A 12351-nucleotide genomic window follows, 5' to 3' on the forward strand; every position below is an offset into this window, starting at 1 on the left:
GTTCATGGCGTGCGCTCCCCGCGCAACTGGTGAATCCAGCTCTGGAACCCCTCCAGGAAGCGGTGCAACCGCTTGCGGGTGGCGTCATCGAAGTCATTCGTTGCGGTGTCGAGTGCCGATGCCGCCTCGGCAATGTACAGCTGCGGCGAGGTCATGACGAGTGCCCCCATCGCGGCCAGCGCGTGGCGCAGCTGCGATTGCGCCAGCCGTGTGCCCCACCGCCCCGGGGTGGCGCCCATGATGGCGACCGGCTTGCCGGACAGCACCTCACCCAGCGCGGCATCGTTGCGCGACAGCCAGTCCAGGGTGTTCTTCAACACGCCCGGCAGGGACTGGTTGTATTCGGGCGTGGCGATCAGCACGCCGTCGGCCGCAGCAACCGCAGCACGCAGGCGCATCACGCCGTCCGGACCACCCGCAGCGTCTGCTTCCAGGTCCTCGTTGAACAGCGGAATGTCAGCGATGCTGTCATGGACGGTCAGCGACAGGCCGGCCGGCGCCGAGCCTGTTGCAGCGTCGATCAGGTGCCGGTTGTAACTGTTCCGGCGCAGGCTGCCGGCGAAAGCGAGTACGCGTAGGGGGGCGAAATTGTCAGGCATCAGAGGTTCCCAGGAAGGACCGGATGGAGAGCACTCGTCCGAATGCTCTGCCGATCATGCCAGACACCACACGTCGCAGCGCTATGGATCTGCGTCGAACACCACGGTGACGCTGCCCTGATACGTGGTGCCCGGGTGATCCAGCATCTTCCGTACCGGCTCGCCGTTCACGGCGAACCGAAGCGTCGACGAACGCCCGATGATGACGGCATCGGCGGTGAATACAGGCGGAGGCTGGTTCACCCGCAGCGGCAGATCCACCACCTGGCGGCCGCTCGCGCGATCACGAAAACCTGGCAATGTCAGGCTGACATCCAACGGAACGTCATCGGCATCAACGCTCGTATTGCGGATCCCGCAGCGCCCGTCTGCCTGCAGGTGCTCGCACTGCATCGAGACACTGAACTGGCCGGAACTGCTGATGTGGAACGGAACTTCCTGCTGCAGCCGCGCCGGTGCGATGCCATGGTCGGTCCACTGGCTCCACCCGCCTTTGGGCGCCAGCACCGCGTGATCCATGCCGGGGGCCACATCCAACCGGAACGCATGGCGCACCTCCAGGCGGAAATGCACGTTCACCAGGCTGTCGGACAGGGATACCCGGTGCCCGAGGTCGAAGTCACTGCCCTGCCCGGTTCCCCCGAACGAGAAGCGGGTCGAACCGGTGTAGATGCCACTGCGCATCTCCAGCGGCGCCGGGGTTTCCAGCGCATAGACGAAATCCAGTGCTGGAATGGCATAGTTGTTGGTGTTCACCCAGTGCAGGCCGCAGGCGACGGCGCCCTGTCCATCGTCGCGGCGCAGGAGCATGCGCATGACAGTATAGGCACTTGATCCTGTCACCCCATACGAGCAGTTGTTCGGTCCGCCGCTGGAGTAGAACCCGCTCGACGCCCCGTCCCTGTCCTCGTCGGTGAACCGCATCGCCGCCCCGATCACCCGCAGGGTAAGGTCGAAGCTGCTGGCGCCATCCTCGGACGTGACGGTCACGGTGCGCGGTGCCGGCATCGCGATATAAAAGCCATCCGGGCCGTAGTCCGCATTGCGGATCACCTCCTTGCTGCCACGGACGGTCGTATCGATGCTCCACCAGTTGTTGGCGATGCAGGTCGCCATATGCGCATTGGCACAGACCCCGCTCCACGGCGTGGTATTGACGAATCCCCGTTGGTTGGGGTTTGCCAGGTCCGGCTTGAACTCGGCCGTGATGTACACGTCGCCCGCCTGCGCGGCCAGCGCGGGCAGCAGCATCAGCATGCCAAGGGCAAGTCGGCGAAGAAGGCGGTAGTGCGCAAGGAACATCATGGCGCTTCTCCAGCATGGCCGGCCGCAGCCTGTGCGGCCAAGGCCGAAGGTGGACATCTGAGGATGCCGGCCATCCACATCTCCCCACGCGGGCGGGTTGTGCGGCCATCCAGCTCGAAACTGCATGCGCTGATGTCCGGATGACGCACCACCAGCGTCGGCATCCGGCTGTTCATCTCCAGGGCGAAGAAGCCATCGGCCTCGGCGACACTGCGCCCGGCATGATTGATCACGTGCGCACCGGCCAACGGCCGCCCCTGCGAGTCCTGCAGATGGCCCAGCACGGTGATCGTTCTGACGACATCCACCTGGTTGTAGGCGATGCCACCCTTGTTGAGGTGATAGGGCAACACCGACGGCTGGATCGCGGCGGCAGGCGCATGGTGATCATCGAAGTCGAGCTGGATCGACCCGGGCCTGTAGGCGGACACCGGCAGCAGATTGCGGCCGGGGCGCAGGATGTGGGAGCCGCCACGGCTGTCGTGCGCGCGGATCGTGGCGCCGGCCAGGTCCGAACGCACATCGATGATCATGCCGGTGTCAACCATGCTGGCCTGGCCGTCGCCTGCAATCGCCAGGGAGCCTCCGCCCACGGCAAGCGTGCTCTCCAGATTGACGCCCCCGCTCACACCACCGTCCAGCGAAGAGCGCTGCAGATGGAGATCCCCGCGCAGTGCAGCCGACTCGAAGTGGGCGTTGCCGCCCAGGCCGATGCCGGTGCTGTCCACGGTGACCTGCCCGGCGATACTGTGCACGATGCTGTCTGCGAAGCTCTGTTGCACGCCTGCACTGGCGTAGACGTCACGTCCTCCCCGGGCCCCGGTACGTGAGCCAAGGCTGCCACTGTAGCGCCGCCCATCCTGGCCGAGCGCGATGTTCAAGGTGAACTCCACGCCACGATTGCGTCGCAGGCCCGAGCTGATGCTGCCGGGGCGATCGAAGACCGAAGCCCGCCAGTTGGCGTCACTGCCGAACAGCGTCTGCCGACGGCTGAATGAAAGGTCGAAGCCGGTGCCGCGGCTGATGCCCTGGCTGTGTGAGATCCGGGCCGAGAGCTGGCCATGCCGGCCGAACCCGTGATTGACCCCGACTGCCGAGGTGCGCAACCAGCCCTCGCGCACGGGCGCGCTGGTGTACCCGGGAAACGGCGGAGGCTCGATGAGGTCGCCCTGCACCTGCCAGCTCCGCGTATGCGAGGCGACCACGCTGCCATTGCGGTAGCGCAGCAGGCCCTGCAGGTCCACGCCCTTTCCGGTCCGGTTGGAAGTATAGGCGTTCGTGTAGACATTGGCCCAGTCATTGACCTGCCAGTCGACTGAACCGGCAAGCGAGCGATCGTTCCCGATGGATTGCACGGCAACACCGAGCACCGCACGCGGATGCGCAAGATAGTTGACCACGCCGCCCACGGCAGGCCGGCCCGCGCCGGGATCATCGAAGCTGTCCAGCAGGCTGTCCTGCACGCCGGCAAAGGCACTGTAGCGCCAACGCCGGCTGGGATCGCGCCACTGGGTGGGTTTGTGGATGATGGACGTTGTCCGTGACGTCTCGCGTCCGTCCTCGATCACACGCAGTTCCACTTCATAGATGCCGCCAGGCAGACGTCGCGTCTCCACCTGCTGCAGCCCCGGACGGACCGCCTGGGTCAGGATCAGGCTACCGTCACGGTAGACCTCGACGCTGCCCTCGCGGTTGGCAGTCACGTATACCGGGTACAGGCTGGGCGAACGACTGTCCACCAGCAGCGTATCGGACGAACCGGCCATCACCCCGAAGGTGGTGAAACGGGTGCGTCCGGCGCCACGGGGCTGCCGTGTAACGCCGTCGAAATTCGGGAGGAACCATCCTGCACGCAGGAAATGGTCCTTGAACTCACGCTGCGCGTGCAGTGACTGCAGGACATGGCGGACGCGACGATCATCCTCGCCGCTGCGGTCCGCCTGGTAGCTGGCGTCCAGCGTCCAGTTGCCGACGCTGCCCTGTGCGGCGAGCGCGTAGCGACCGGCAGCCCGCTGGCCCTCTCCGCCGTAGGCATTCAACTGGTGGCGCAGGATCAGGCCACTGCTGCCGGAATCAGGCAGCGACAGGTGGCGCTGCACCGCCAACGCCTGGCCGGCCGCTTCGGAGGCGATCGAAAGCAGGGAGCTCTCGAGGCTGTAGTGCAGGCCGGCGAGCCCATCGCGGCACGGCCTCGTGCACGGGCCGAGGGCATGAGGGGAGGCCAGCACGGCCAGCCAACGCTCGCGCTCGCTCTCGGGCTGGGTGCTGCCGTGCGCGTCGGTGAACTCCAGCAACGACACCGCGTTGTCGCGGGTAAGCACGGCGCGCGCGTCACCCAGGTACTCGCCGTCCCGTTCTACCCGGACCACCAGCGGCACATCGAAGAAGTGATCGCGGAAGTCATCCGGCAGGGCATCGGACTGCTCCAGCAGATTCAGTGTGTCCAGCGCGCCCTCGGCAGCCAGCACGGCAGGCGCGGTGCAGAACAGCGCGAGGGTAATGGCGAGAGGGAGGGTGCGCGGAGACATGATGTTCTCTTGTTGAGTAAGACTGAGGGGCGCGCCCGCTCTCCCGGGGGGAGCGGGCGCGCCCGGTCTGCACAGGACTGTGCTTACGGCGAACGGCTTTCGAACATCATCGAAACGGTGCCGCTGTAGTTGCCCTGCAGGTAGTCGCCGCCGGCCGGCGCCGCTGCGATGGACACGAGGGCACGCTTGCCAGCCGCAGCCTCGACTTCAGTCGCGACTTCAACGGCGGCGGCCGGGCCCACGTCCAGGGTCTTGCCGGCCACGGAAACCGTCATCGGCATTTCACCGGCGTCTGCCGCCAGCTTGGCGTCGTAGGCAAGGTGCGCAGTGATCGCGCCCAGGCCGCTCTTCATGTCGATCTGCTTCTGCACCGGCTCCAGACGCTGCGTGGTCATGTTCCACGGCAGGTCCTGGGTTTCGCCGGCCCAGTCACCCACGGGGGAAATCTGCAGGCCGGTCGGCGACGGCACGGTGGCCGTGACGTTGATCTGCAGCGGGAACTGCTCCGGATCGGCGAAGGCGACGGCCGGCGACAGGGCAAGGGCGGCCAGGGCGGCCACGGTGATGGACTTCAGGTTCATTGCAATATTGCTCCAGGGTTGGAAAATGCCGACGTGTGCGGCGGTGGGCGCAGCTTCAGAGGAAGCTGCTAGTCGAGCAGGACGGATTTGCGGGATTTCCCCTCGACGATTTCAAAGCGATGGTCTTGGCCAGGCAGATGTGCGGATGCCTCGCTGCGTCCGGGCAACAGATGCACCCTGCGCGACGCGCCGCATTGCCCGGGCTGCGTGCCAGTGCTGCACTGGCGCACGTTGTCGAGCACCACGGTGCTGTTGCCCGCGTTGTGCACCACGGTGCGGTCGGCCTGGCGATCAGTGCGCAGATCGGACGACGGCGCTTCCGGATGCACGATGACGAAGACGCCGTAGCCGGTGAGCACGTTGACGCCGGCCGCGATGGAACGGCGATAGTCCTCGGACTGCGCCTCGGTCAGTGCGAACTCGTCCTCCTTCTTCGGCAGCACAGGCACGAAGCGGACGCGGTAATAGCGCTCCTTGTCACGATTGCCGTGGAAGAGCAGCCGCGTGGCCTGCTGCCCTTGGCGCGGAACGATGAGGCGCGAAGGGCTGGCAATCAGAGCATTGCCACCACCGCCATACACACCCGGCTCCACATCGACCTCGTAAGGCGTGTTGTCCTCCGTGTAGCGCACCTCGGTGACCTGCACACGCACGAATGCCGTGGCGTCACCGCTGTTGCGGACACGCTTCAGCAATGCGCCCTGGTCGGGCAACAGGTACTCGTACATGGCGCCGACGTGGATCGACGGCATTTCGGCGCTGGCGAACGTGGGCAACAGCAAGGCTGCGCCCAGCAGAATGAGGCGTTTCATCGGAGCTTCCTTGAGGTCGGGGTGCGGCGTTGCCGACACCCTCTTCATCGAAGGGCGCTACGATAGGGACGGATACTCTGCCTGGGTATGCAACTATTCCGAATAATTCGAAACCCCGGGCCGCGCGGATGAACGGCTCAGCTTCGTGTACTGCGCACGCTGTAACAGGGAATCAGCGGGTCGCGCCGCAATTGGAACAGTGGTTCGACAGGCCCATCAGAGCGATCACATGCTGGCGGACCGCATCGTCGGCGCACAGGATCATCACGCCTTCGCCATCGGGCACCGAACGGAACATGCCGTGCAGGGTGATCGGAGCGGCGGTGCGTGTGGATATGGCAACGGTATGGATGCGACCGCGGCCGCACGCGCTGCGCAGCGCACGCTGCTCTGCCCCGGTGGCCTGCCTTCCTGCGTGACCGACGCCACGGGGCTCCAGCCCGATGCTCACCGTCAGTGACCGGCCCATGAACCGGCTGGTAATCACCGGCACATCGCGATCGGGGAATCGGCACAGGAAGGCAATGTGGCTGCGCACGCCTGCCTCTTCCGATGCAGATGACGGCCCCAGGATGGCACCTTCATCATGGGGCATCGTTGCGGAGTCCCGGCACTGGCAGTGACGCAGATCCGACAGTACTCCGGCTCCCGCTGCGAACATCGTCTTGACCCCCTCGACATGGTCCATGTAGGTAACAGCCCCCTCGCCGCTTCCTGCGCCGGCGCGCCGTCCATGCTATGTCCGCCGGCTGGAGCACTCAATCGAACAACTCCGAAGTTCAGCGCGGATCGCCCTGTCCGGCCAGCTCGGCAACGAATGATTGATAAAAGTTCTATGGAAAGAACGCGGACTTGATTGCACTGTTGCCATATTGCACTGCAGCGAAACCCGCTGGAGCTGCACTGTCGGCGCGATGGCGCGCCGTTTGACCCGGCCGGAGATGCGGTGTTCGGATGCGTGTGTGCTTTCTGATGAAGTTCGACCTGCGGCGTGATCGCCATGGCCTCGCGCCCCCGCTCTACGCCTACGTCTGTGCCCATGCGACATCGCGGGAGATCGCACTGCGCAAAGCCTCGCGCGTGCTGTCGAGAATCGTGATGGACGACAGTCAGACGAAGTGGATGATGATGGAGTGCAAGGACGTGGTGCAGGCATGTCGCTCCGGGCTTCTGCCCGTGGAAGAGACACTACTGGAGCAGGCAAGCGCGGCGAGGTCCGGCGTTGCTGCACTGTATCGGGAATCGGTGCAGATCGTGGGCGTCACGGAACAGCGATGATGTATGCGGGCGCCCCACTCCACACGCGTGGCCGCCTAGGCCTGCCGGGGCACGGCGCTGCGACCGCCCACCTCGTCGTGACGATGGTTCTCCCACGTGCTGCGCAGCTGCCTCCGCTGCGGCGCGGACGCGTACATGTAGCCGTTCAACGAATCAAGGAACCACCGCTGCTGCTCGACATCCAGTGCAGCGAACCGTGCAAGCACTCCGGCTACGCAGGCGCGCATCATCCGTGTGGCCGCCGATCCGCAGTTGGACGGAGGGCGTGCGGTTGGCTTCGCCACCGGGAAAGGTGCTTCCGCCTATCGCTACATGATGCACATCGCCGGGCTCGCGGGCGTCCGCTTCCAGTTCGTACCCACCGGATCGCCCACGGAGGCCTACCGTCAGCTTCAGTCGGGCAAGGTGGATCTGGTGCCTTCGGTCATGGACCTGGATCTTCCGCAGGATGACCGCTTCCTGGTGTCGCCACCCTACTTCGAGGGCAGGACACTGCTGTTCTCGCGCGCGGCGGGGCCCGGTTTCGCTACGCTTGGCGCGCTGGCCGGCCACGTGGTCGCCGTACGCGAGGGCAGCCAGTACGTCGACTGGATCCGGCGCCATCATCCGGATATCAAGGTGCTGGAGTTCACGGGAGTGCCGCAGATCCTCGGTGCGGTCGAGTCGGGAGCGGCGGATGCGGCGCTGGGAACCGATGCGCTGTACAACCCGGTGATCCGCCGATACTTCCAGCATACGCTGGTCGCGTCCGGTGCGGTCGCGGAGCTGCCGATCGTGGTGCGTGCGGTGGTCAGGCGCGAGGACAAGGCGCTGCTGGACACCATCGACAGCGGACTCCGCGCGCTTTCGGTCGCCCATCACCGGGATGTGATCGATGGCTGGCTCGAGACGGTGTACCGCACGCCGCCCTCGGTCGGCGCAATCCTGCTGTACTACCGGACGGAAGCGATTTCCGCCACCCTCGTCCTGCTGGCGCTGGCGTTCGCGGCCTACCAGATGAAGCGATCACTGGATCTGGCCAAACGCGCCGCGCAGGAGAAGGCAAGGATGCTGGCCGTGGTCAGCCATGAAATCCGCAATTCGGCCAATGCGCTGCTTTCGGCAACCGACCTGCTCGGCAAGGGACCCGTGCTTCCGGAGCAGGAAGAGGCCCTCGATGCAGCCCTGGCCAGTGCCTCCAGCCTCAGTCTTCTGCTGAACAACGCATTGGAGTACTCGCGATTTGAAGGAGGCAGCCGCGCAGCGGAGCCAACGCGCGTCGCGCTGCGCCCCCTGCTCGAGGAGTCGGTGCGCGCGTTCCGCCCGCAGGCGCGCGAGCGCAACGTGACATGCCATGTGGAACTGCCCTGTGGCGAGCCGGGCGATCTGTGGATCGATCCCATCGTGGTGCGGCAGTTGGTCGTCAACCTGTTGTCCAACGCGATCAAGTTCACACGCAACGGTGACGTACGTGTACGCCTGTGGGTGGAGGCCGGCACGTCCGGGCGCTGCACGCTGAACATCGAGGTCATCGACAGCGGTATCGGCATGAGTCCCGAGGAGCGCGACGCCTTGTTCTCCGACTACTGGCAGAGCCAGCAGGGACGCGCCCTGGGCGGTGCTGGCCTGGGCCTGTCCATCTGCTCGCGCATCACGCAGCGGCTGGGGGGTTCCATCCAGGTGGAGAGCAGCCCCGGAAAAGGCAGTCGCTTCCACGTCGTGCTTCCCGCACGTCACGCGCGAGCCTGCGAACCTTCCGCTCCCACGCTCGCACTCCAACAGCAGGCGACCGCCACGCACGGGAATCCATCGGTACTGATCGTGGAGGACCATATCTACAGTGCACGGATGTTCAAGGCGCAGATCGAGGCGATGGGGCTGTCGGTGACCTTGGCGACGGATGCTGCGCATGCCCTGCGCGTAATCCGGACGGCTCCTCAGTTCGGCTCGATCCTGCTGGACTGCAACCTGCCCGACATGGATGGCTACGCACTGTGCCGGCGGATCCGCGCGATTGAGCACTCGCGGCGGCAAGGACGTGCCAGCATCCTGGCGATCTCAGCGATGGAGGGCGTTGAACATGCGAAGGAGTGCGCCGAGGCGGGGTTCGATCACGTCGTGACCAAACCTCTCTCCACCTTCCAGCTCAGGGCCTGGCTGGGCCGCGGACCGGGGGACGAGATCGCACGCGGAATGCTGGAGATCTTCTGGGAATCGTATGACAGCGACCTGCAGGATCTCCAGGTCGCGGTCGAGGCGGGCGTCTGGGGCAAGGCCAGCGACATGGCCCACCGCATCTGCGGCAGCGCGGCCATCGCTGGCGAGCGTGGCATCGAAGCCATCGCGCGGGCCCTGATGCCGGCACTGCGCCAACGCACGGCAGACCCGGCGTCGGCCAGTGACATCGCCCGCCTCATCGAAGACCTGCGATGGTATGCGGCGCATGGCACGCGGATGCAGCAGGCGCCGCTGGCAGCGGCGCCGTGCGCTTCCTCCACCGCACGCGGCCGCGTCCCCGTCGAGGAACGCGGCATCGCCTCAGTGCAGGGGCACCCGCAGGACTGAAGGTGCGTTGGCCGGGGAACTGAAGGTGACCGTTCCGCCCAGCTGGCTGACGCCGGCATAGCGCAGGTCCACGGTGTCGATCACCAGGGTCAGCCGGCTTCCGGCCGGGATGTTCCAGCTGCTCGCTTCAAGACGCAGATCGAGCGTGCTGGCCTGCCCTGGGGTCGCGCTGCGCAGGGTGTACGGCTTGTGGCTGATCAGCTGCCCGTTGCCGAGGACGTCCTCGACGAACAGATACGCATAGAGCGTGGTGTCGGCCCGGCTGGGGGTGACGGTGACGCGCACTTCCGGCATGCCGTCCAGGCGACGGGCGCTCCAGTAGACCGGGCTCTGCCAGACGCCGGCGGCATTGCGGCCGATGAAGGGCACGTAGGCGCCAGGCGCAACGTTGATCATCTGCAGGGAGCCGGACACCATCGCGACACCGGAGTTGGCGGCGGTCGGCAGGCCACTGCCGATGCGGTAACTCCAGCCGCTGCTGCGCCCGTTCTCGACCAGGCCGCCCGTGGGAAGCAGCAGTCCGCCCGGCGCGGTCAGCGCGTACTGGGTCGCCCCGGCACGGGTCGCCTGCCAGTCTGCATAGGTGTTCCAGCTGCCCTTCTGCGACTTCAGCTGCACGGCCGGGGCACGGTCGATGCCGTTCGCCACGCCCTTGAGGTAGTGATCGAACCAGTCCCCCACCGAGGCGTAGACCTCATTCGGCACCCCCAGCGCACCCAGCGCCTCGTTGAGGGCATGATCGCCATGACGCAGCTGCAGCTGCTTGGGGCCAGTCAACGCATTGAAGAAGTCCACCAGCTGGCCGGGCGGGAACAGGCTGTCGTTGAAGGCATTGGCCAGGAAGATGGCGGGGCGGTTGGCGTTGATCTCCGCCACGCTGGCCGATGGGCTGCGCAGTGCCGCAACCGGCAGCAGCGATTCGACCGCGTCCTGGAAGTTGCCGGTCACCACCCTGCGGTTGATCGTGGCCAGCTCCTCACCGGGACGGCCGGTGGCCAGGCCGGCGGCCACCAGCAGGGCAATGCCCTGCGCGCTGGGCGTGTTGTTGCTGTACAGCGCCGCCTGCAGGTCGGCCCAGCCGCTCAGTGCGGCCACCGCCTTGATGCGCGGATCACGCGCCGCCGCCAGCAGACTGGTGCCGGCGCCGTAGGAGATGCCGGACACACCGATGCGGGCGGGATCGGCCCGGGTGTTGTCCAGCGCCCAGTCGATCAGCGCGCTGACATCTTCGACGGTGGCGGGTCCGGCGATGTCGATCGACCCACCCGACTCCCAGAATCCGCGCGAACTGTAGCTGAGCACGATATAGCCACGCTGGGCCAGCACCTGCGCGACGCCGACATATTCCACGCTGGGAACGGCCCAACTGCTGGGCATGACCAGCAGCGGAAGGCGTCCCTCGCCCTGCCCCTGCGGCTGGATGACGAATACCCCGAGCGGTGTTCCGTCCCAGCTGGGTATCGTCTGATGGGTGGTGGTGACGGTCACCGCCCAGGCGGCAGGTGACAGGCCGGTCAACAGGATCAACAGCAGCAGCATCTTGCGCATCGTCGTTTCTCCCCGTCGCTGCAGTGCGACGAGCCGGACCGTACCAGTGCGAATGGTGGGAGACACCTTGCGACGCAACATGGCGGCAACGCCCCGTCTCGCCGGGCTTGAACATGAATGCGGCGTGCTAGGCTCGAGCGTGCCGATGCAGGCATACAGACAGCTCCCTGCCCGTGCCGGTGGATCCGGTTGCCAAGAAGAGGTCGATGGTGAAGTTCCCGTTCCGGATGGCCGCGTGCGTGGCCGCCCTGCTGGTCCTCCTGGCGATGACGCTTGTCGTCGCCTCGCGGCGGTCTGCGGACAGCACGCAATCACCCACGGCCACTACCGGAGCCGAGGCTGCGCTGCACGGTGCGCCGGCGTCGGCAGCCGCCGCGGGTACCGGACAGGCCAAGCCCGTGCTTTCACCCATGGCGCGCTACCGCGAGGCGGCCCGCCTGGATCTGCTCATCGCCGACCTGGAGCAGCGCTCGCGCAGCGGCGACGCCGACGCCAGCCTGGCCCTGAGCTGGATCTACGACGAGTGCGTGATGTTCCTCGACCCCGCGGCAATCGCGACGATCGACATCCCTCCCGAGCGCCGTGCGGCTCTGATACGCAGCCACGCATGGTTGCAGAGGCGCTGTGCCGGGTTCTCGCCTGGCACTGTCGAGAGCATCAGGAACGTCCGGCACTACCGAAGCCTGGCCGCCCGGCAGGGCAGTCTGGTGGCCCAGATAGAAGAGCAGATCAGGCATGCACGTTCTGATCTGTCCCTGGCCGATCACAGGACACTGATTGAAGCCGTCCTCCTGCAGGAGGATGGCGAGGCGTACGTGGCACTTTCCAACCTGATGGGTTCAACGGCAGCCGGCAGGCGCGAGCAGCTGCAGGGCGTTCCCGCCGGCAGCGAGGTCGCCACAGCGGCCTGGATGCTCGCAGGATGCCGGCTCGGCGTCCCCTGCGGAATCGACTCTCCGCTGCTCAACCGCCTGTGCAGTCAGGCAGGCATGTGCGGGCCGGAGTCGGTCGAGGACCTGTTCACCAGCGACCTGCAGCCGGAAGACAGGGACGCTGCCCAGGCCGGGGCCGATGCGATCTTCGCGTTGGCGCATCGCATGGGACGGGAACCGGGCCTGTAGTCGGCGCGCCCTCGGCATCCCATGCGCAGCCCGGC

General features: G+C 66.4%; 10 protein-coding genes. 3 read left to right on the forward strand and 7 right to left on the reverse strand.

The features are described 5' to 3' along the window. Positions 1-2: 2 nt before the first annotated feature. The 6 genes from AC5P5M_RS11610 to AC5P5M_RS11635 all read right to left on the reverse strand — a co-directional run bounded on the left by AC5P5M_RS11610 (position 3) and on the right by AC5P5M_RS11635 (position 6513). Complete coding sequence (locus tag AC5P5M_RS11610) at positions 3-599, reverse strand: NADPH-dependent FMN reductase (RefSeq protein ID WP_053515860.1); 597 nt, start codon at positions 597-599, stop codon at positions 3-5. 81 nt (positions 600-680) lie between these two features. Then, positions 681-1904, reverse strand: coding sequence for a hypothetical protein (locus AC5P5M_RS11615; protein ID WP_279941454.1), 1224 nt, complete (start codon positions 1902-1904; stop codon positions 681-683). Next, positions 1901-4432, reverse strand: a complete 2532-nt coding sequence (locus AC5P5M_RS11620) for a TcfC E-set like domain-containing protein (RefSeq protein ID WP_495205912.1) — start codon at positions 4430-4432, stop codon at positions 1901-1903. Before AC5P5M_RS11620 ends, AC5P5M_RS11615 begins: the two co-directional genes overlap by 4 nt. Positions 4433-4515: 83 nt before the next feature. Beyond that, positions 4516-5013 carry a CS1 type fimbrial major subunit gene (locus AC5P5M_RS11625; RefSeq protein ID WP_277380704.1) on the reverse strand — a complete coding sequence of 166 codons (498 nt, stop codon included), beginning with the start codon at positions 5011-5013 and terminating at the stop codon, positions 4516-4518. A gap of 68 nt (positions 5014-5081) precedes the next feature. Beyond that, positions 5082-5825 (reverse strand): CS1 fimbrial subunit B flags: Precursor, encoded by a 744-nt coding sequence (locus tag AC5P5M_RS11630; RefSeq protein ID WP_495205913.1) that lies wholly within the window; start codon positions 5823-5825, stop codon positions 5082-5084. A 172-nt stretch (positions 5826-5997) separates the two neighbouring features. Next, the gene (locus tag AC5P5M_RS11635; protein ID WP_461288277.1) at positions 5998-6513 is read right to left on the reverse strand and encodes a hypothetical protein; all 516 of its coding nucleotides are present in this window, start codon (positions 6511-6513) and stop codon (positions 5998-6000) included. Between the two features lie 284 nt (positions 6514-6797). Here AC5P5M_RS11635 and AC5P5M_RS11640 point away from each other — a divergent pair, with 284 nt between their 5' ends. Next, entirely contained in the window at positions 6798-7103 is a 306-nt protein-coding gene (locus tag AC5P5M_RS11640) for a hypothetical protein (RefSeq protein WP_154582308.1), read from the forward strand. A 312-nt stretch (positions 7104-7415) separates the two neighbouring features. Next, positions 7416-9647 carry an ATP-binding protein gene (locus AC5P5M_RS11645; RefSeq protein WP_495205914.1) on the forward strand — a complete coding sequence of 744 codons (2232 nt, stop codon included), beginning with the start codon at positions 7416-7418 and terminating at the stop codon, positions 9645-9647. Here the strand turns inward: AC5P5M_RS11645 and AC5P5M_RS11650 are convergent. Beyond that, complete coding sequence (locus AC5P5M_RS11650; RefSeq protein WP_495205915.1) at positions 9621-11195, reverse strand: alpha/beta fold hydrolase; 1575 nt, start codon at positions 11193-11195, stop codon at positions 9621-9623. The two genes, AC5P5M_RS11645 and AC5P5M_RS11650, sit on opposite strands and share 27 nt — an antisense overlap. 206 nt (positions 11196-11401) lie before the next feature. On the opposite strand from AC5P5M_RS11650, the gene AC5P5M_RS11655 reads away from it, so the two are divergent. Then, positions 11402-12316 carry a hypothetical protein gene (locus AC5P5M_RS11655; protein ID WP_461288274.1) on the forward strand — a complete coding sequence of 305 codons (915 nt, stop codon included), beginning with the start codon at positions 11402-11404 and terminating at the stop codon, positions 12314-12316. The last annotated feature ends 35 nt before the right edge of the window (positions 12317-12351 follow it).

This window comes from Stenotrophomonas sp. YJH_SMC_106-19, assembly GCF_059368375.1.

Bases quoted from the DNA above. Each gene is read 5' to 3' on its own strand.
- AC5P5M_RS11610 (WP_053515860.1), bottom strand. From the start codon at position 599: ATGCCTGACAATTTCGCCCCCCTACGCGTACTCGCTTTCGCCGGCAGC.
- AC5P5M_RS11615 (WP_279941454.1), bottom strand. From the start codon at position 1,904: ATGATGTTCCTTGCGCACTACCGCCTTCTTCGCCGACTTGCCCTTGGC.
- AC5P5M_RS11620 (WP_495205912.1), bottom strand. From the start codon at position 4,432: ATGTCTCCGCGCACCCTCCCTCTCGCCATTACCCTCGCGCTGTTCTGC.
- AC5P5M_RS11625 (WP_277380704.1), bottom strand. From the start codon at position 5,013: ATGAACCTGAAGTCCATCACCGTGGCCGCCCTGGCCGCCCTTGCCCTG.
- AC5P5M_RS11630 (WP_495205913.1), bottom strand. From the start codon at position 5,825: ATGAAACGCCTCATTCTGCTGGGCGCAGCCTTGCTGTTGCCCACGTTC.
- AC5P5M_RS11635 (WP_461288277.1), bottom strand. From the start codon at position 6,513: ATGGACCATGTCGAGGGGGTCAAGACGATGTTCGCAGCGGGAGCCGGA.
- AC5P5M_RS11640 (WP_154582308.1), top strand. From the start codon at position 6,798: ATGAAGTTCGACCTGCGGCGTGATCGCCATGGCCTCGCGCCCCCGCTC.
- AC5P5M_RS11645 (WP_495205914.1), top strand. From the start codon at position 7,416: ATGATGCACATCGCCGGGCTCGCGGGCGTCCGCTTCCAGTTCGTACCC.
- AC5P5M_RS11650 (WP_495205915.1), bottom strand. From the start codon at position 11,195: ATGCGCAAGATGCTGCTGCTGTTGATCCTGTTGACCGGCCTGTCACCT.
- AC5P5M_RS11655 (WP_461288274.1), top strand. From the start codon at position 11,402: ATGGTGAAGTTCCCGTTCCGGATGGCCGCGTGCGTGGCCGCCCTGCTG.